This is a genomic window from Erwinia tasmaniensis Et1/99 (genome assembly GCF_000026185.1).
Classification (GTDB): Bacteria; Pseudomonadota; Gammaproteobacteria; order Enterobacterales; family Enterobacteriaceae; genus Erwinia; species Erwinia tasmaniensis.
Genome location: NC_010694.1, coordinates 590276 through 608932 on the forward strand (window position 1 = coordinate 590276; position 18657 = coordinate 608932).

Here is an 18657-nt window from a genome sequence, read left to right on the forward strand (position 1 = left end):
CATGGATAAGAATATTCGCCTGATGGTAGCGGATGATCATGTGATCATGCGTGAAGGGCTGAAACAAATATTTTCGCTGGACGATCGCCTGGTTGTCGTGGCCGAGGCCGGTAACGGCACTCAGGTGATGGAAGGGCTGCGCGTTGAGCAGGTTGATTTACTGCTGCTGGATATGAGTATGCCGGGAGTCTGCGGTGAGGATCTGGTCACCCGAATTCATCTTCAGTATCCGAAGCTGCCGATTCTGATATTGACCATGTACAGCGAACCGCAGATCGCGCGGCGCGTGTTGAAATGTGGCGCGCTGGGCTATATCACCAAGGACAACGATCCGGAGACCTTGCTGGCAGCGATACACCGCGTGGCGCGAGGACAGCGTTTTATCGACCACATCCTGGCCGAGCAGATTGTTTTTGCCGAGTGCACCCAGGTGGGGGAGGCACTGCATGCACGCCTGACGGCAAGAGAAATGCAAATTATGCTGATGCTGGCGCGTGGCGAGGGCGTTAACCACATTGCCGAAGCGCTAAAAATCAGCAATAAAACCGTCAGTACCCATAAATCACGCTTAATGGATAAAATGATGTTTACCACTAACGCCGATATCGTGAAGTACGCCATCAGTCATCGTCTGATTACTTAGGATTGCTCTTATATTTCCACCGGGATGCTCCGGGCTTATCACTTTTTCCCTACCGGCACTTTTTTTTAATTTCCATATATAACAATAGAATAAGACGGGTGTCGGCAGCACCCGTTTCCACTTTTTCGATCGTGAGTAGGGAAATCCCTACTCTGACCCCGGTATATCCCCTACTAAATCTTCAGCAAATGACGATGGTTTATGAACGTTAGTATGGGTATTTCTTAATGCCAGCGTAAGCAGATAGTAAATATTTAAGCGCTAATTGTAATTAATTATGTACGATGCGCTGGCTGTAACATAGCTGTGCAGGTAAGCGATGTTAAAAAAAATAATGAATAGGGTAGGGGTAGCTTTTATGAGCATCAGGAATAGTGAGTTCTCGTTTCGGCACTGGCCGGAGCAGGGAGAGCACATCTCTTTGACCGAAGAACAACCCATCGATATTCACGACACGCTGGCTGAGATGATCAAAACCGTGGCGCCTTTGAAAATTGATCTGGTCCTGGAGGGGGAGACTGGCACCGGAAAAGACACGCTGGCACGAAAAATTCATCAACTGTCCGGCTGCTCTGGAAAGCTGGTCGCGGTTAACTGTGCGGCCATACCGGAAACCCTGGCCGAAAGCGAACTGTTCGGCATCAATAACGGGGCCTATACCGGCGCCGGGCAGGCGCGCGCAGGCTATGTGGAAGCCGCGCATAACGGCATTTTGTTTTTGGATGAGATCGACAGTATGCCGCTTTCACTCCAGGCAAAAATGCTACGCGTGCTGGAGAACAGGGGCGTTGAGCGCCTGGGGGGGACCCGGTTTACCCCGGTCAATATGCGCGTGATCGTCGCAACGCAGACCCCCCTGTTAACCCTGGTCGAACGCGGCAGCTTTCGACGCGACCTCTATTTTCGCCTGAATACCGTCAGTATCCAGCTACAGCCTTTGCGCGCGCGCATTGAGATTATCATCCCTCTGTTTCGTTATTTTATTCAGCAGGCGGCGACCACGCTGCAATGTCCGCAGCGTGAAATTACCCAAGAGCATTACGAATGCCTGTTGAGCTACGGCTGGCCGGGAAATATTCGTGAACTGAAGGCCGCCGCCGAACGTTTTGTGCTGGGACTGCCGCCGCTGGGGTTTTCCTGCCACTGCGAAGACGAGCGGCCACGGTTAAAAGAGATGATGCGCCGTATTGAAAAGAGCCTGATCCATGACTGCCTGCTGCGTCATGGCCACAGCATTGATGATGCGGCGCAGGAGCTGGGCATCCCTTTGCGCACGCTGTATCACCGCATCAAGTTATTGAACGTGACGACCAGCCGGATGGTCGCCCAATGAACGCCAGGCAAAAAAATAAATAAAAACTGCGGTTATCCGGGAACCGATCGAAACCGCCTGCCACTTAATTAACGAACATTGTGTGATGTTCCAGGGTACATAACCTCAACAATTGGAGAGATTAAGATGGGCGGAATTTTAGCAGGTCTGGCAGGTAGTTCACTTTCAAGCGCAAGCAGTTCGGCATCCAAAACGCTGGAATCAGCAATGGGCCAGTCACTGACCGAATCGGCCAATGCGCAGGCGTCTAAAATGAAGCTGGATACCCAGAACTCCATCCTCGATGGCAAAATGGATTCGGCTTCTAAAGCGCTGAACTCTGGCCATAACGCCGCAAAAGCGATTCAGTTCTGATTAAAAGCCGGGCGTGAGGCTTCTCTCTGCGCCCGGTTTTTTTGTTGCCGATGAGGATCAGTCATGAAAATCACTGCTGGAAATGCCCCGTCTCTTGCCATCAGCGCGGGAGATCATGACGTCAGTTCGGCCCCCGGCCACACGGCGGATGCCTCCTGGTTCAGCGCCGCGCTGCAAGCACCCGCGAAGTCTGCCGGTAACGACAATCAATCGTGGATAAATAAAGTCGCCAGCCTGTCTGAAGCCGCCAGCGGCCACGCGAACCAGGCGGACAGGGCGCTGGCGAAGGTCTCGCGCAGTCTTGATTCGCAAAACGTGATGGACGCTAACCGCACCTTATCTTCTTATTATCTGGAAAGCCTGCTCAACGCAAAACTGGTTGGCAAAGGCGTACAGAGTCTGGAAAAACTGACCAACTTGCAGTAACCCTCCTATGGCTAAATTATCTTTCAGGATCTTGCTCCTGCTGCCGGTATTGCTGCTGTTCGGCTGTGACGATCGGGTTGAACTCAATCACGGTCTGACGGAAAACGACGCCAACGAAGTGGCGGCGGAACTGGGGCGTTATCATATTCAGGCGGAAAAACGTAACAACAAAGACGGAATTACCGTGCTGGTGAATGCCGAAGAGTTAAACCGGGCGGTACATATTCTTGATGCGGCGGGTTTACCGCGTCCGGCGCGCACAAACCTCGGCGAAGTGTTCCAGAAAAACGGGGTGATCTCCACGCCGCTCGAAGAACGGGCGCGCTATATTTACGCCTTATCCCAGGAGGTGGAATCCACCCTGAGTCAAATTGACGGGGTGATTGTTGCCAGGGTGCACGTGGTGCTGCCGGAGCGCATTGCCCCCGGTGAGCCGGTGCAGCCCGCCAGCGCGGCGGTATTTATCAAGTATCGGCCCGATCTTGACCCCGATGTGATTGAGCCGCGCATCCGGCGCATGGTCGCCAGCAGCCTGCCCGGCCTGGCCGCCCGCTCGGACAAGGATCTGGCGATTGTTTTTGTTCCCGCCGAGACGTATCAGGATAAACCGACCGAAGTCTCCTTTGGCCCGTTTAGGGTCACGCCACAGCGCTCCGCCCAGCTTAGCTGGCTGAGTGGACTTATTGGCGTATTGATCCTGCTGGTGGTGGCGGGCGTGCTGGGTTGGCCGCACTGGCAGCGCTATCGTCAACGGCAGCAGTCGACGAAAAACGATGAGTGAAATGCCCGCTGCTGACGATGCCGCACTAAGCTGGCTGCGCTGGTGGTGTATTGACTGCTGGTTAGCGGCCGATCCCCAGTGGCGGCAGGCGGATTTTTATCAGCTTGACCAGGACCGTCTCGCGGCGCTGGCGCGCACCCATCATGACATGATTTGCCAGCGGCTGAGGCTGGCTGGGCCGGTTTGCGCCCCTGACCCCGATCTGTTGATATGGCTACGGCTGACCGCGCCGCAACGCCAGCTGGCGCTCACGCTGGCGGCGGAAGTGTGCTGGCGTGGCTGTACTCAGGACAGCCTGCTGCCGGAGCAACAGCGCTGGTGTCGGCGTATTGCCCAGGGGATGCGGCCCGGACTGTGGCTGTCCGCGCCCGGCGGGTTACCCGGCGACGAGGGCGGGATCAATGGTCTGTGGCTACTGAGGCTGCGCGCCGGGCCAGAGTGCTGGCCGAGGCTGCGGCTCTCTTTTCCGCAGGATGCGGTGCAGGCGGTGGAGCGGCTACCGCAGGTGAAGACATTTCCCGCTCGTCTGTTACCGCTTTGGCAGGCGGTTTTCTGGTGTGCCTCACAGGAGCCACTATGTTGACGCGTAAACGCATTACCCTGCTGAACGGCGCGGCCGATCTCGCCCCGGTTATCAGCCAGTCACAGCTTTTTATCCAGCAGCAGGGGCAGGATATTCTCGAACAGGCCCGGCAGCAGGCGCAGGCGATGCGGGACGACGCCGAACGGCAGATTGCGGCCGATCGCCTGATTGCGCAACAGCGTGCCGGGCAGGCGTTCTGGCAGCAGGCGGATACGTTGTTACACGACTGGCAGCAGCAATATCAGCAGCTGGAAGCCCAGGTGCTTGAGGTGATGGATGGCGTTATGACCCAGGCGCTTGGACAGCTGCTGGACGAGGTGCCGGAACCCCAGCGGCTGGCTGCGCTATTGCGTCAAATCATGCGGGCAAGCGCCCTTGACGATCGGGGAAGCCTGTATTGTCACCCATCGCAGCAGAATGAGGTCGCCGACTGGCTGCACCTTCATGCCCATTTGGGCTGGCGGCTACAGCCGGACGGATCGCTGGCGGTTGACGGCCTGAAGCTGGTCACCGCAAACGGCGAACTGCACCTCGACTGGCAGCAGGCCGTACGCCAGCTGCTTCCCACTGCGGCAGAGTGCTAAAGCGCTGCAAAAAACTTCATCTCACCACGGAACTCCCGCACGCGCCGTCCCACTTAATGACGGAACCCACTCAATGCGAGAGTTTAATTATGTCATCACTCAGTGCGCTTCAGCGCCGTCTGGACAGCCAGTTTAATCGGGCACAAAACCAACTGGACGATGCCACCCAGAATGCCAGCGAAGGCTATAGCCAGGAAGACAGTTTCGCCTTTTTCGAGGCCAGCATGGGGCTGTCCAACGCCAGCTGGGCGGCGAGTCAGGAGCTGACGGTTAAGCACGGCCTGGCCAAAGCCATCATCAATGAGATCAACTGAATTGCAGCAGTGGGTGCAGCGCTGGCTGGACAACGTGGGCGAAGACCAACGGCTGACGGTGGATGACGGCGTTGTCTGGTTGCAGCAGCGGGCGGGGCAGTATTTTGCGCTGGCGGAGCTGGCGCAAAATACCCCGCCGGACGAGGCGCTGCTGGGGCGGGCGCTACAGCTTTCTGCCCCCACGCTGCGTTATTTTGGCCGGGATGCCGCCGCGCTGGCACAGCAGGGCAGCAGCCTGATATTAGTATTAACCGTGCGCCAGCCGGAGATGAACGCCGTCTGCCTACAGCTGGAATCGCTGCTCAATCAGCGTGACGTCTGGCAGACGATGCTGCAACAGCCGCGAAGAAAAGCGGTAGCCCATAGCGCAGTGCCCTTGCACAGCCTCGCCTTTTTACCTGGGGGAAAACATGGTTAATCAATGTGATTTGCGCGGCCGTCTGCTGGGCGCGCTATTAATGCTGTGCGCCACCCTCCCGGCAGGGGCGCAGACTCCCGCCGACTGGAAAGAGCAGTCTTACGCCTATTCTGCCGATCGCACTCCGCTCTCCACGGTGCTGCAAGATTTTGCTGACGGACACAGCGTCGACCTCCAGCTTGGCAACGTGGAAGAGGTTGAGGTCACCGCAAAAATCCGCGCCGATAACGCCAGCGCCTTTCTCGACCGTCTGGCCCTGGAGCATCATTTTCAGTGGTTTGTTTACAACAATACCCTGTACGTCAGTCCCCAGGATGAGCAAAGCTCGGAACGGCTGGAGATCTCCCCGGACGCCGCACCCGATATCAAACAGGCGCTCAGCGGGATTGGCCTGCTGGACCCGCGTTTTGGCTGGGGGGAGCTGCCGGACGACGGCGTGGTGCTGGTGACCGGGCCGCCGCAATACCTGGAGCTGATCAAGCGCTTCAGCGAGCAGCGCGAAAAGAAAGAGGACCGGCGGAAGGTGATGACCTTCCCGCTGCGCTATGCGTCGGTCGCCGACCGCACCATCCGTTACCGTGACCAGACGGTGGTTATTCCCGGCGTGGCCACCATGCTCAATGAGCTGATGAACGGTAAACGTCCGGCACCGGCCAGCGCCAGCGGCAGCGACGGCACGGCCGGTGCGCCCGATACCGGCAGCATGATGCAGAACACACAGTCATTGCTGTCGCGCTTATCCAGCCGCAATAAAACCCCCGGCCGGGCGGGCGACAGGGATAGCGGCATTGACGATCTTAGCGGCCGTATCTCTGCCGATGTGCGCAACAATGCGCTGTTGATCCGCGATGACGATAAGCGGCGCGATGAGTACAGCCAGCTGATTGGCAAAATCGATGTGCCGCAGAATCTGGTGGAGATTGATGCGGTGATCCTGGATATCGACCGCACGGCGCTGAACCGGCTAGAGGCAAACTGGCAGGCAACGCTGGGCGGCGTGACGGGCGGCAGCTCGCTGATGTCCGGCAGCGGCACGCTGTTTGTCAGCGACTTCAAACGCTTTTTCGCCGATATTCAGGCGCTGGAGGGAGAGGGCACCGCCTCGATCGTCGCCAATCCTTCGGTGCTGACGCTGGAAAACCAGCCTGCGGTGATCGACTTCAGCCAGACGGCTTATATCACCGCCACCGGCGAGCGCGTGGCGGATATCCAGCCGGTGACGGCAGGTACCAGCCTACAGGTGACGCCGCGTGCGGTGGGGTACGAAGGCCATTCCAGCATCCAGTTAATGATTGATATTGAGGATGGACACGTTCAGACCAACGGCGACGGGCAGGCTACCGGCGTCAAACGCGGAACGGTCAGCACCCAGGCGTTGATCGGCGAAAACCGCGCGCTGGTGCTGGGCGGCTTTCATGTGGAAGAGAGCGGCGATCGCGATCGCCGTATCCCCCTGCTGGGTGATATTCCCTGGATCGGCAAACTGTTCACCTCGACGCGCCACGAAATTTCCCAGCGCCAGCGCCTGTTTATTCTTACCCCGCGTCTGATTGGCGATCAGACCGATCCCACGCGCTATGTGACCGCCGATAACCGCCAGCAGTTAAGCGATGCGATGGGCCGGGTGGAAAGGCGTCACAGCAATGTGAACCAGCATGATGTGGTGGAAAATGCCCTGCGCGATCTGGCTGAAGGGCAGTCGCCGGCGGGATTCCAGGCGCAAACGTCCGGTACGCGTATTAATGAAGTGTGCCGCAGTACGCCTTCATTGCTGTTCGAAAGTACCCGTGGCCAGTGGTACAGCAGTAGCAATAACGGCGTGCAGCTCAGCGTGGGGGTGGTGCGTAATACCGGTAGCAAACCCCTGCGTTTTGATGAGGCCAACTGCGGCAGTAAGCGCACGCTGGCGGTGGCGGTATGGCCGCAAAGCGCGCTGGCACCCGGCCAGTCGGCGGAGATCTATCTGGCGCTGGACCCTCGCCGGGTGCTCCACGCGTCGCGCGAATCCTTATTAACGCATTGATAAAAGGGGACCTATGAAAAGTGCATCATGTTTGCTGCTGGTGAGCACGCTGCTGCTGACCGCCTGCGCCGGACGCCATGATAACGGCCTTGCGTGTACCTCAGTGGACTGCCGTCCGCAGTCACAGGCGCATCAGCTGGTTATCTGGTGGCAGCCCGGCTTGCGCAACGGCCCGGCGGATTACACCCGGGTATCGGTCAATGAATAATCCCTGCCCACAGGTCACCTCGCTGGCGGCATTACTCAGCCTGTTGCAACTGCGCCAGAGCTGCCGCTGGCAGGTCGCACAGGGCGTCGAGCTGCACGCCCTGTGTGGCGAGCGCGGGCGCGAGGTGATGCTAAACCTGCAAACCACGTTCCAGCCACCGGGGTTTTATCAGCAGCTGCTGACTCGCCGGGCGCAGCGGCTGGATGTCTACGATGGCTGCTACCTGTGCCTTAATCGCGACCGGGTAGTATCCTGCTGGCGTCAGCTGCCCGAATCAGCCGTGAACGATAAACTGCATATTGCCCCGCTGTTCAGCCTGGCGGGCATTTTTCTGGCCGACTGATCCCGACAGCTGGCTTCCCTCCCTTTTTACGCCTCTGGTTATTTTTTCTCACCTTCCCGGAACCGGCACGGTATTACCTGCACTCAATAGAGGCTTCGGCGCGGCACGTTTAACGTGCCTGGTCGGCAGGGCACATGTTAATTATTCACAGAGGAAGACGGTATGAGTCTGAATACGAGTTCGCTGGGCGCGTCAACGTTGCAGATTACCCTCGGCGGTGCCGGTGGCAGCAATGGTTTGTTGGGTACCAGCCGCCAGAATGCAGGGCTGGACGGTCAGTCCGCGCTGGGCCTCGGCGGTAACGGTCACAGCGATGCGGTGAACCAACTGGCCGGTATGCTCACCGGCATGATGATGATGATGAGTATGATGGGTGGCGGTGGGTTAACCAGCCTGCTGGGCGGGGGGCTGGGCGGTGGATTGGGCGGCGGTCTGCAGGGCGGCGGTTCAGGCGGCGGCTTAGGCGGTCTGGGTGGCGATCTGGGCAGCACGTTGGGCGGTGGTCTGGGTGCCGGCATTGGCGGTGCGTTAGGCGGCCCGCTGGGCGCGACCCTGGGTAACTCTCTGGGATCGAGCATCGGGGGCAGCGCCGCTTCAGGCGTCGGCTCTACGCTGGACCAGGCGCTGGGCCTTAATCCAACTTCCTATGGCAGCGGTTCCACCTCCGGCTCTGATTCAGCCTCCGGGGCAAGCGACCCCATGCAGCAGCTGATGCAGCTGTTTAGCGAAGTGATGCAAAGCCTGTTTGGCGAGGGTCAGGACGGAACGCAGAGCGGTTCCCAGACCGGTAAACAGCCGACCGAAGGCGAGCAAAGCGCCTATAAGCAGGGCGTCAGCGATGCGCTGTCAGGCCTGATGGGCAACGGTCTGAGCCAGAGTCTTGGCAATAGCGGACTGGCTGGCGGTCAGAGTGGGAGTACGGGCGCGGGTCTGGACGGCTCGTCACTGGGCGGCAAAGGCCTGCAAAACCTGAGCGGCCCGGTTGACTACCAGCAGCTGGGTAACGCGGTCGGCACCGGTATCGGCATGAAGGCGGGCATCCAGGCGCTGAATGATATCGGCACGCACAGCGACAGCTCAACCCGCTCTTTCATCAATAAAGGCGACCGGGCCATGGCGAAGGAAGTGGGCCAGTTTATGGACCAGTATCCTGAAGTGTTTGGCAAGCCGCAGTATCAGAAAGGGCCGGGCAAAGAGGTGAAGACCGATGATAAGTCCTGGGCGAAGGCGCTGAGCAAGCCGGATGATGATGGCATGACGCCGGCCAGTATGGATCAGTTCAATAAAGCCAAAGGCATGATCAAAAGTGCGATGGCGGGTGATACCGGCAACGGCAACCTGCAGGCACGCGGCGCCGGCGGCTCTTCGCTGGGTATTGATGCCATGATGACCGGTGACACCATTAACAATATGGCACTGAGCAAACTCAGCGCGGCTTAAGTATCCGCACGGCGGGCAGGCATAGTCTGTCCGCCTTATTGATAACTGAGCGCCGCGTGGAAGGTTCCCATTGGCTTCCACGCAATAACGTCAAGGTTACCCGTGGGGGGGCCAGGGTGATAATACAAGATTTAGTGGGGGCACTGGCGAGGCGCCTTGAAATGGGGCCGCTGTCGCTGGATGCCGCTCAACTTTGCTGTCTGCGGATTAACGGCCTGGAGATGACGCTGGAGTGGTTGGAACAGCAGAATATGCTGTTTGTTTACCTGAGCGTGGGCACCGTCTCTGACACTGAGAACAGTACGTTATTAAGCGATATTCTGTCTGCCAATCTGTTTCATTATGGTTCCAGCGATGGTGCCGCATTTGGCCTGGATAAAGAGAAAAACGAACTGTTGCTGTTTCAACGTTTCCAGCTGCCGTCGGTGAACGAGGCGAGCTTCGTGAGCGCCTGTGTACAAATGATCGAGGTGGCTAAACTCTGGCAGGGCAAGTTACTGCACGGGCGCGCGCCGTCATCCGCCGCGCCGCGCATGCCGATACAGCAGGGGCTAACGTTAAATCTTGCCGGGAAAATCACATGAATATATCGGGTTTGCGAGCCGGGCAGGGGAGCCCATCGCAGCAAACGGATCGGGCTGCTTCCTCATCGACCCAGGCCTCACCGGCCCCGGCGGGCAGACGGTTACAGCGCCAGGACGCGCTGCCCACCAACACTCGTTATCAGGCCAGCCAGATGCCCGCTACGCCGGAGCGTGCGCGCGTCGCCGCCAGAAACAGCGCGGGGGCGAGCTCTTCAGCGGCGCATGCGCAACCCTCCCTGTCTTTGTCACGCCAGAACGCGCATCGTGAGGATCCAGCGCTCGCCCGTTTTCATCACCAGATGCAGCAGTCGACAAAAATGTCGCGCGCCGATCCTCTGCCGGAAAAGCCGCAGGTCGTGCCAAAACGCCTACAGGAAAAGATAGACGCCATTAACCTGCCACGATTAAAAAAGCTGGATAACAACCTACACGAATACGGCAAAATGGCGACCGAACTGGCAAAAGAAGGTTCGGGCTCCAGCAGCGCACTGACGCGCATGGATAAAAAGGTCCTGCCGCTATTGGCCGATGCGGAAAATGCGCGTCATCCCGGCCTCAACCTGCATGTTTATAAGAAGGGTGAAGAGTGTTATCAGGCGATAAAGGATCAGCATAAAAGCGTACAGCAGTCCGGGCAGCCAAAGACGATGCGTGCGCTATATCCTCCTTTCAAGGGCATGCCAGACCACCACATTGCTCTGGATATTCAGCTCCGGCCGGGCCATCGCCCCTCGATTGTCGGCTTTGAGTCGGCTTTGGGGCATATGGTCGAGCATCTCAAACAGGGTATTGCCGAAGGGGTACGTGGGGCTAAAGTGCATATGGTGGGCAATACGATTCAAAATTCCCAGTGGGATTGCACCATGTATTCGTTGAGTAATGCTTTAAAATCTTTTAAGCATCATGACGAATATACGGCCCGCCTGCACAAGGGGGAAAAGGTTCCTGTGCCCGCGGAGTTCTTCAAACATGCGCAGTCGAAATCATCCGTCGAGGGTAAACCGCATCAGGATGCCGTTGTCACCAAAGATAAAGGCGGGCTGCATGCCGAAACCCTGCTGCACAGAAACCTGGCCTATCGCGCCGACAGGTTCGACCGCGCTTACAGCACCTCGATTGAGGGCTTCCGCATGCAGGAGATCCAGCGTGCCGGCGAGCATCTGGCGGCGAAAAAACACAAAAGCTAGCGCCTTAACGGATCGGTAAAAAACGCGGCGGCATGCTAACCGGCGCGTTTTTTTCTTTCTGAAAATGCCCGCGAGGCCTCCTCTGTCGCCCCGCGTGCAGGACGGTCATTATCCGCGCCGTTGCTCTAACTGCTGCCACTCCAGCAGACGATCCGCCAGATAGCGGGTTATCCACCAGGCGGTTTGCCCCACGTCGCCCTCCTGGCCCTTAGCGTCACCGTCGAGAAAGTCGGCATGCAGGCCGTCGACAAAGCTATCCAGATCAAACTCACCCTGGCGTTGTGGCAGCGGGCTGCCCAGCACCTGTTGCAGCCGCTGCTTTACCTGCGAAATGGCCTGCTGAAAAGCCTGATACTGCGCGGGTGACAGGCGCTGCTGGCCGTTGACCACATCAACCCAGCTTTCCGCCGGGCGTGCCTCATCGGATATCATCATTCGGCCACCTTCAGGTTAGCGGAAGCGGGAACTTTGTAGTGGTTTTGCACATTATCCAGGGAGATATCCTGGGTATTGACGTTTAATCCCTCGCTGTCGCTTTTCACGAATGAGAACTTACCGTTCTGCGCGCTGATATGACTCAGATTCAGATCCCAGTTGCCCTGCTGGCCGCCGTTGGTGCGCACGAAAGTGCCAAAGTCTTTGGCCTTCACGTTATCAACGGTCAGGCTGGTATCGGCATTCAGCTGTAGGATCTTGTCAGAGGCGTTCTGGAAAGTGCTGTTGGTGATTTCAACGTGAGATTTTTTGCCCGCGCCGTTTGGCTTCACGGTGATCGCGTCCTCCCCCACGTTAGTGACGTGCAGGTTATCTATTTTCGCATCGCCATAGAGATGAATGCCATCCGCGCCGTTATTGCCGATAGTGACGTTTTTCAGGCTGGCCCCGTCCTCCAGTTTGAACAGCGGTTTCTGGCTTTCCGACTGGCCACCATCGCCTAATTCCGAACCGGCGGTAAAGGTTTGCCCTTTACCATCAAACACCTGGCCCGCTTTTACGGTAATGGTGTCATGCACCACCGTGGGATTGGCGCTGGCGCCAGGGAAATCAACGGCCTGCCCGGCCCCTACGCCTGAACTGCCAACAGGATCGGGACGATCGGTTACCGGCGTGCTGCCCCCGGCTCCGCCGGTGGGGGAAGACGGGAAATCAAGCGGTGAGGTGGGGGAGGTTGGCGTGGACGGCGGTGAGTCAGAATGGGTTGGCGCTGTGCCGCCGGAAGAAGGGCCGGAAGGGAAGCCGTTGCCTGATAGATCGTTGGAAGGGGAGCTCCCCGTTGAGGACGTGCCGGAAGACGCATTGTGACTGCCAGCGCCCTGCTGGCCGAGCGGGTCGCTCTGCCCGTCCATCATTCGGGCGATCAGTTTCAGCAGGGCTTTCAGCAACGGATTATCGCTGATTTGCCCTCCACCCTGGCCATCGGGGGTCAGGGCCTGATCCAGCCCGTTGTTGCCCATCTCACTTAACGCGTTCTGGCCGTTATTCTGTGGCGTTGCCCCCAGGGCACCATTCTGCTCTGACGGACCGCCGGCGTTCCCCACGCCGGCCAGCTGGCCCTCGCCGTTAGCGCCCGTTGCCGCATTGCCTGCCTGTGGCGATAGCAGCGGCTTTAACAGCTCTCCCAATAACTGCGCCATTTGCTCAATGGTTTGTTTGTCGAAGGGCTGTTGCCCCAACCCGGCGTTGGCGTTGTTTCCCGTGGAAAACCCGCTATCCGCGCCGGGCTGCATCAGCCCCTGCACGGATGGGATAGTGATGTTAAGCGTAAGAACTGACATGGATGTTTCCCCTTATAGACGTTGAACCAGCCGAAAGCGTGCAGCCTTTGCTGCCCGGATTAAGTGGTGATGGCGTCAGCGGGGTTCCCATATAGCGCGAAGCAACACACTTTTTTTAACCCGGAAGGGAACCCGTAACGGCCGTATGCAACATAACCAACATGAATGTTTTATGTCGGATGGTGGGGGCGAAAAGTCATGGTGTTAAAGTTACAGGGAACGGAGCATAAGGCGGCGATACAGACGGCAACGCACGGTCCGGCGGGGCCTGGCGCGGCATTGCAACAGGGTAGCAGCAGCAGTAGCGCGCAAACTGCCGCCGTGTCACTGGCGGAAGAGGGTAAAAACCGCGGCAGGATGCCGAAAGTTCACCAGCAGTCTGCCGCTGCCGATGGCAGTAGCCCCGCTCACCAGCAAAAGCGACCGTTCAGCCTGAAGGCCATGCTGGGGTTGAAAAAATCGGCTAAACCCCAGGCACAGGCTCAGCCAGCCGCGACTCACGGCAAAGGCACGACCTTACGCGATCTGCTGGCCCGCGAAGAGAGCGCAACCCATCATGAGGCCGCTTCACCCGCTGCGGCGCGTTTAACCCGCTCTGACGGCGTTAAACGCCAAAGTCTGGACGATATGGCCGGGCGGCCAATGGTTAAAGGCGGCGGCGGTGAAGATAAGGTGCCAACGCAGCAAAAGCAGCATCAGCTGAACAATTTCAGCCAGATGCGCCAGACGATGTTGGATAAAATGGCTCATCCTTCATCATCTGGCACCGCCCATACATCATCCGGCACCGCCCATAGCGGTGCGGCAGAAATAACACCGGATGAGGACGACAGTGAATTCCAGCAGCTGCACCAACAGCGGCTGGCGCGCGAACAGGAAAACCCACCGCAGCCGCCAAGACTCGGCGTCGCCACGCCGTTAGCCGCCCGGTTCCAGCCCAAACTGTCATCGATTGCGGAGAGCGTTCTTGAAGGTACGAGCGCAACGCCGCCGCTTCAGGCCCGGTCAGCGCTGAAGGGAAGCGGTGCCGATCTGGCGCCGCTGGCCATGACGCTGGATAAAGGGAAATTACAGCTGGCACCCGGCAACCCCCCCGCGCTGAATACGCTGTTAGAGCAGACATTGGGTAAAAAAGACCAGCACTATCTGGCACACCACGCCAGCAGCGACGGGAGTCAGCATCTGCTGCTGGATCAAAAAGGCCGCCTGTTTGATATCAAAAGCAATGGCACCAGCTACAGCGTGATGCATAACAGCCAGCCCGCACAAATCAAGGAAAAGCTGGCGCAGGGCGCAGATGTCGCCATCAGCGTAGACGGCAAAAGCGGCAAGGTGACCTTGGGGCGTGGTGCTGAAGGCCACCATGACATGGCGTTAAGCCAGCCGGGGGAGGCGCACCGTTCCACGTTGACCGGGATCTGGCAGCATCCCGCTGGCGCAGCGCAGTCACAGGAGGGATCTGTCCGCCTGCATGACGACAAAATTCATATCCTGCATTCGGAGCTGGGCGTCTGGCAGACGGCGGGCAACGATACGCATAGCCAGCTTTCCCGCCAGGGTGACGGTAAACTTTATGCCCTGAAAGACGGCCGCACTCTGCAAAACCTGTCCGATAACCAATCCTCGGAAAAGCTGGTCGATAAAATCAAATCGTTTTCTGTCAGTGAGCGTGGGCAGGTGGCGATCCTGACGGATACCGCCAGCCGCCATAAGATGACCATTATGCCCGCGCTGAATGCTCCGCCGGAGAGCCGTAGTTCCGTCAGCCTGCACTTTGCCGATGCCCACCAGGGGCTGCTGCATGGCCAGTCGCAGATTGAGGCGCAGTCCGTTGCCATCAGCCACGGACGGCTGATCGTTGCCGATAGCGAAGGCAAACTGTTCAGCGCGGCCTTACCGCCGCCCGGAGAAAATGAGCTTAAGATGAAAGCCATGCCGCAGCAGGCGCTGGCAGAACATCTGGGCAATGACCATCAAATATCCGGCTTTTTCACCGACGATCGTGGCCAGCTCAATGCGCTGGTAAAGGATAATTTTAAACAGCAGCATGCCTGTCCGTTGGGCGACGACCATCAATTCCACCCCGGCTGGAACATGAGTGACGCGCTGGTTATCGACAATCAGCTTGGGTTGCACCGGGTCAATCCGGAACCGCACGAAGTGCTAAATATGGGGCGTGAGGGCAGCCTGGCGTTACAGGAAGGAAAATTACACTACTTTGATCAACTGACTAAAGGCTGGACCGGGGCGGAGTCGGGCTGTCAGCAGCTGAAAAAAGGTCTCGACGGAGCGGCCTATATTTTGAAAGAAGGAGAGGTGAAACGGCTGGATATCAGTCAGAGCACCTCCTCCATCAAGCAGGGGGAGGACAATATTTTTTCCCTGCCGCACGTGCGTAATAAGCCGGAGCCGGGGAGCGCCCTCCAGGGGCTGGATAAAGCCGATAAGGCCCAGGCGATGGCGGTGATCGGCGTGAATCATTATCTGGCGCTGTCGGAAAAAGGGGATATCCGCTCCTTTGAGATTAAGCCCGGTACCCGGCAGCTGGAGCGGCCTCCCCAAACGTTGGGCCGAGAAGGGATCAGCGGGGAGCTGAAAGATATCCATGTCGACAACGAGCACAACCTGTATGCGCTAAATCATGACGGCGAGATATTTCATCAGTCGCGCGCCGACTGGCACAAAGGTGCCGAAGGCAGCGGCTGGCAGAAATTGGCGTTGCCACAGAGTGAAAGCGCGCTACAACGTCTTGATATGAATCAGAAGCATCAGCCCGTTGCCACGTTGGCGGACGGTTCTCAACATCTGCTGAAAGCAGGCGGCTGGCATGCCTACACGCCACCTGAACGCGGACCGTTGATGCCGGAAACGCGCGGTTCACAGCAGGTATTCGACCGGTTAACCCAGGGGGTGAAGGGAAAAGTGATCCCTGGAACCGGGGTGACGGTGAAGCTATCGGCGCAGGCGGGCGGTCTGAGCGGCATGGAAGGGCGTAAAGTCAGCAGTAAATTTGCCGACAGGGTTCGTGCATATGTCTTTAATCCGACCATGAGCACGCCGCGCCCGATAAAAAATGCCGCCTATGCCACACAGCACGGCTGGCAGGGGCGGCAGGGGCTGAAACCTCTGTATGAGATGCAGGGGGCGCTAATCAAGCAGCTGGACGCGCACAACGTGCGCCATAACGCGACACAGCCCGATTTACATAGCAAACTGGAAAATCTCGATTTAGGCGAGCACGGCGCAGCATTAGTGAAGGATATCAAACGCTTCCGTGATGATCTGGAGCAGAGCGCCACCCGTTCGGCGACCGTTTTAGGTCAGCACCAGGGAGTGCTTAAAAGCAGCGGTGAGGTGAACGGTGATTATCAGCCATCGCGCAGCAAAGGCCTGGTACAAAGCTTTAACGTCAACCGGTCTGGTCGCGATCTGAGCCAGTCATTACAGCAGGCCGTGCGTGCGGCACCGCCGTCGGCGCAAAGTAAGCTCGAAACGATGTTGGATCATTTTGTCAGCGCTGGGGTAAATATGAGCCACCAGAAGGGGGAGATCCCTCTCGGCCGCCAGCGCGATCCCAATGATAAAACGGCGCTGACCAAGTCGCGCCTGATCCTGGATACGGTCACCCTCGGTGAACTGCATCAGCTGGTGGACAAAGCGGCGCTGGTATCCGGCCATCAGCCCGATGCCGACCAGATAAAACAGCTGCGCCAGCAGTTCGATACGCTGCGTGAAAAGCAGTATGGCGATAATCCGGTGAAGCATTATACCGATATGGGCTTTACCCATAGTAAGGCGCTTGAAGCGGATTACGATGCGGTGAAGGCCTTTATCAACGCCTTTAAAAAAGAGCACCACGGCGTTAACTTGACCGCGCGCACCGTACTGCAAACCAGCGGCAACGCCGAGCTGGCGCAGAAGTTGAAAGATACGCTGCTGTCACTGGACAGTGGTGAAAGTATGAGCTTTAGCCGGGCATACGGCGGCGGTGTCAGTACGGCCTTTGTGCCTTCGCTTAACAAGGTTCCGGTGCCGATCGTTCCCGGCGCTGGCGTGACGCTGGATCGTGCCTATAACCTGAGCTTCAGCCGCACCAGCGGTGGCTTGAGCGTCAGTTTTGGCCGTGACGGCGGAGTGAGCGGCAGCGTATCGGTTGCGACCGGGCACGATTTGATGCCCTATATGACCGACAAGAAAACCAGCGCGGGCAACGCCAGCGACTGGCTGAGCAAAAAACACAAAATCAGCCCGGATTTTCGTATCGGTGGCAGTTTGAGCGCCAGCGTACAGGGAACGCTGCAAAACAGCCTGAAATTTAAACTGACGGAAGACCAGCTGCCTGATTTTATTCATGGCTTAACGCATGGCACCCTGACCCCGGCAGAGCTGTTGCAGAAAGGGGTGGAACATCAGATGAAGCAGGGCAGTAAGCTGGTGTTTAGCGTCGACACCAGTGCGGCTTTCGATCTGCGTGCCGGTATCAACCTGACTGAAGACGGCAGTAAGCCCAATAGCGTCACCGCCCGCGCTTCGGTCGGAGTAAGCGCATCGGCCAACCTGGTTTCCGGCTCGCGCGAGCGCAGCCGGGCGGCAGGGGAGTTTAGCAGCACGGAATCGGCGAGCGATAACCGCCCGACCTTTTTCAATCAGGCCGGCCTGGGCGCCAATGCGACCCTTGCCGCCGGCGTAGCCCATTCATCTACCCACGACGGAAAACCGGTCGGAACCTTCCCGGCGTTTACCTCCGCGAATGTCTCAATGGCGCTGGCGATGGATAACCGTACTTCGCAAAGCATTAGCCTGGAGATGAAACACCCTGAGCCGGTGACCAGCGACGAGATCGGCGAACTGGCTTCAACGTTAGGAAAGCACTTTAAGGACACCACCACCACGCAGATGCTGGCGGCCTTTAAAGAGCTGGAAGACGTTAAGCCGGATGAAAAATTAAGCATCTTAAAAACGCATTTCAGTGAAAGGCCCATCGTGGGTGACGATCGCTACGAAGCGGTACGCGGCCTGCAAAAATTGGTATCACGCCAACAGGCCGCTGACGCTAACAGTATGGAATTAGGTTCTGCCAGCCACAGCACAACCTACAAGAATTTGTCCAGAGTGAGTCATGACGGCATTTTCGAACTGTTACATCAGCATATCAATACGGCTCTGCCACCGAGCAGTGCCGCTCGTCTGAGTGCCTTAATGGATAGCGATCCGACGCTGAAAGGTTTAGTTAAACAGTTGCAAAATACGCCATTCAGCAGTGCCAGCGTGGCGATGGAACTGAAAGACGATCTGCGTGACCAGACGGAAAAAGCGATACTCGACGGTAAGGTAGGGCGTGAAGAGGTCGGCATTCTGTTTCAGGATCGCAACAATTTGCGTATTAAATCAGTCAGCGTGAGTCAGGCTATCAGCAAAAGTGAAGGCTTTAATACTCCCACTTTGTTACTGGGGGCGACCAACAGTGCCGGCATGAGTATGGAGCGCAATATCGGCACCATCAACTTCAAATATGGCCAGGATCAAAACACGCCCCGGCGCTTCACGCTTGAGGGAGAAATCGCTAAGGCTAACCCAGATGTTGCATCGGCACTTTCTGAGCTGAAGAAAGAAGGGCTGGAAATGAAGAGCTGATGGGGTGGAACGCCGCCGGTAAGATAA

General features: G+C 57.8%; 18 protein-coding genes. 16 read left to right on the forward strand and 2 right to left on the reverse strand.

Features of this window, described 5'->3' with window-relative positions; all coding sequences use genetic code 11:
• The first annotated feature begins 1 nt into the window (after position 1).
• The 15 genes from ETA_RS03725 (at position 2) to ETA_RS03795 (ending at position 11221) form a co-directional block, all read left to right on the forward strand.
• A complete protein-coding gene (locus ETA_RS03725; RefSeq protein WP_012440279.1) occupies positions 2-643 on the forward strand; it encodes a response regulator in 642 nt (213 codons plus the stop codon).
• Between the two features lie 358 nt (positions 644-1001).
• A complete protein-coding gene (locus ETA_RS03730; protein ID WP_012440280.1) occupies positions 1002-1976 on the forward strand; it encodes a sigma 54-interacting transcriptional regulator in 975 nt (324 codons plus the stop codon).
• Positions 1977-2102: 126 nt separating this feature from the next.
• Entirely contained in the window at positions 2103-2330 is a 228-nt protein-coding gene (locus tag ETA_RS03735) for a hypothetical protein (protein WP_012440281.1), read from the forward strand.
• A 63-nt stretch (positions 2331-2393) separates the two neighbouring features.
• Positions 2394-2756: an EscI/YscI/HrpB family type III secretion system inner rod protein gene (locus ETA_RS03740; protein ID WP_012440282.1), complete on the forward strand. Its 363-nt coding sequence runs from the start codon at positions 2394-2396 to the stop codon at positions 2754-2756.
• Positions 2757-2763: 7 nt separating this feature from the next.
• Positions 2764-3537 (forward strand): type III secretion system inner membrane ring lipoprotein SctJ, encoded by a 774-nt coding sequence (gene sctJ, locus ETA_RS03745; RefSeq protein ID WP_012440283.1) that lies wholly within the window; start codon positions 2764-2766, stop codon positions 3535-3537.
• Positions 3530-4120 (forward strand): hypothetical protein, encoded by a 591-nt coding sequence (locus ETA_RS03750; protein ID WP_042958611.1) that lies wholly within the window; start codon positions 3530-3532, stop codon positions 4118-4120. Before sctJ ends, ETA_RS03750 begins: the two co-directional genes overlap by 8 nt.
• Positions 4114-4704, forward strand: coding sequence for a type III secretion system stator protein SctL (gene sctL, locus ETA_RS03755; protein ID WP_012440285.1), 591 nt, complete (start codon positions 4114-4116; stop codon positions 4702-4704). Before ETA_RS03750 ends, sctL begins: the two co-directional genes overlap by 7 nt.
• A gap of 89 nt (positions 4705-4793) precedes the next feature.
• Entirely contained in the window at positions 4794-5018 is a 225-nt protein-coding gene (locus ETA_RS03760) for an HPr kinase (protein ID WP_012440286.1), read from the forward strand.
• Complete coding sequence (gene hrpG / locus ETA_RS03765) at positions 5005-5436, forward strand: type III secretion system chaperone HrpG (RefSeq protein ID WP_012440287.1); 432 nt, start codon at positions 5005-5007, stop codon at positions 5434-5436. Before ETA_RS03760 ends, hrpG begins: the two co-directional genes overlap by 14 nt.
• The gene (gene sctC / locus ETA_RS03770; protein WP_012440288.1) at positions 5429-7459 is read left to right on the forward strand and encodes a type III secretion system outer membrane ring subunit SctC; all 2031 of its coding nucleotides are present in this window, start codon (positions 5429-5431) and stop codon (positions 7457-7459) included. The genes hrpG and sctC overlap by 8 nt, the downstream gene beginning before the upstream one ends.
• Positions 7460-7472: 13 nt before the next feature.
• Entirely contained in the window at positions 7473-7667 is a 195-nt protein-coding gene (gene hrpT / locus ETA_RS03775) for an HrpT family type III secretion system protein (protein WP_012440289.1), read from the forward strand.
• Positions 7660-8010, forward strand: a complete 351-nt coding sequence (hrpV, locus tag ETA_RS03780) for an HrpV family type III secretion system protein (RefSeq protein WP_012440290.1) — start codon at positions 7660-7662, stop codon at positions 8008-8010. The genes hrpT and hrpV overlap by 8 nt, the downstream gene beginning before the upstream one ends.
• A 162-nt stretch (positions 8011-8172) precedes the next feature.
• Positions 8173-9450, forward strand: a complete 1278-nt coding sequence (locus ETA_RS03785; RefSeq protein WP_012440291.1) for a harpin HrpZ family protein — start codon at positions 8173-8175, stop codon at positions 9448-9450.
• Between the two features lie 116 nt (positions 9451-9566).
• The gene (locus ETA_RS03790; RefSeq protein WP_012440292.1) at positions 9567-10034 is read left to right on the forward strand and encodes a type III secretion system chaperone; all 468 of its coding nucleotides are present in this window, start codon (positions 9567-9569) and stop codon (positions 10032-10034) included.
• Positions 10031-11221, forward strand: a complete 1191-nt coding sequence (locus tag ETA_RS03795; protein ID WP_012440293.1) for a YopJ family acetyltransferase — start codon at positions 10031-10033, stop codon at positions 11219-11221. Before ETA_RS03790 ends, ETA_RS03795 begins: the two co-directional genes overlap by 4 nt.
• 108 nt (positions 11222-11329) lie before the next feature.
• Here ETA_RS03795 and ETA_RS03800 read toward each other — a convergent pair whose 3' ends face one another.
• Together ETA_RS03800 and ETA_RS03805 are read right to left on the reverse strand one after the other, a co-directional pair.
• Positions 11330-11656, reverse strand: coding sequence for a DNA-binding protein (locus tag ETA_RS03800; protein ID WP_012440294.1), 327 nt, complete (start codon positions 11654-11656; stop codon positions 11330-11332).
• A complete protein-coding gene (locus ETA_RS03805) occupies positions 11653-12996 on the reverse strand; it encodes a pectate lyase (RefSeq protein ID WP_012440295.1) in 1344 nt (447 codons plus the stop codon). Before ETA_RS03805 ends, ETA_RS03800 begins: the two co-directional genes overlap by 4 nt.
• Before the next feature lie 198 nt (positions 12997-13194).
• On the opposite strand from ETA_RS03805, the gene ETA_RS03810 reads away from it, so the two are divergent.
• A complete protein-coding gene (locus tag ETA_RS03810) occupies positions 13195-18630 on the forward strand; it encodes an AvrE-family type 3 secretion system effector (RefSeq protein ID WP_012440296.1) in 5436 nt (1811 codons plus the stop codon).
• Positions 18631-18657: the final 27 nt, after the last annotated feature.

Bases quoted from the DNA above. Each gene is read 5' to 3' on its own strand.
- sctJ (WP_012440283.1), top strand. From the start codon at position 2,764: ATGGCTAAATTATCTTTCAGGATCTTGCTCCTGCTGCCGGTATTGCTG.
- ETA_RS03760 (WP_012440286.1), top strand. From the start codon at position 4,794: ATGTCATCACTCAGTGCGCTTCAGCGCCGTCTGGACAGCCAGTTTAAT.
- hrpG (WP_012440287.1), top strand. From the start codon at position 5,005: ATGAGATCAACTGAATTGCAGCAGTGGGTGCAGCGCTGGCTGGACAAC.
- ETA_RS03785 (WP_012440291.1), top strand. From the start codon at position 8,173: ATGAGTCTGAATACGAGTTCGCTGGGCGCGTCAACGTTGCAGATTACC.
- hrpT (WP_012440289.1), top strand. From the start codon at position 7,473: ATGAAAAGTGCATCATGTTTGCTGCTGGTGAGCACGCTGCTGCTGACC.
- ETA_RS03795 (WP_012440293.1), top strand. From the start codon at position 10,031: ATGAATATATCGGGTTTGCGAGCCGGGCAGGGGAGCCCATCGCAGCAA.
- ETA_RS03735 (WP_012440281.1), top strand. From the start codon at position 2,103: ATGGGCGGAATTTTAGCAGGTCTGGCAGGTAGTTCACTTTCAAGCGCA.
- ETA_RS03800 (WP_012440294.1), bottom strand. From the start codon at position 11,656: ATGATGATATCCGATGAGGCACGCCCGGCGGAAAGCTGGGTTGATGTG.
- ETA_RS03750 (WP_042958611.1), top strand. From the start codon at position 3,530: ATGAGTGAAATGCCCGCTGCTGACGATGCCGCACTAAGCTGGCTGCGC.
- ETA_RS03810 (WP_012440296.1), top strand. From the start codon at position 13,195: ATGGTGTTAAAGTTACAGGGAACGGAGCATAAGGCGGCGATACAGACG.
- ETA_RS03725 (WP_012440279.1), top strand. From the start codon at position 2: ATGGATAAGAATATTCGCCTGATGGTAGCGGATGATCATGTGATCATG.
- sctC (WP_012440288.1), top strand. From the start codon at position 5,429: ATGGTTAATCAATGTGATTTGCGCGGCCGTCTGCTGGGCGCGCTATTA.
- ETA_RS03805 (WP_012440295.1), bottom strand. From the start codon at position 12,996: ATGTCAGTTCTTACGCTTAACATCACTATCCCATCCGTGCAGGGGCTG.
- ETA_RS03730 (WP_012440280.1), top strand. From the start codon at position 1,002: ATGAGCATCAGGAATAGTGAGTTCTCGTTTCGGCACTGGCCGGAGCAG.
- ETA_RS03740 (WP_012440282.1), top strand. From the start codon at position 2,394: ATGAAAATCACTGCTGGAAATGCCCCGTCTCTTGCCATCAGCGCGGGA.
- hrpV (WP_012440290.1), top strand. From the start codon at position 7,660: ATGAATAATCCCTGCCCACAGGTCACCTCGCTGGCGGCATTACTCAGC.
- sctL (WP_012440285.1), top strand. From the start codon at position 4,114: ATGTTGACGCGTAAACGCATTACCCTGCTGAACGGCGCGGCCGATCTC.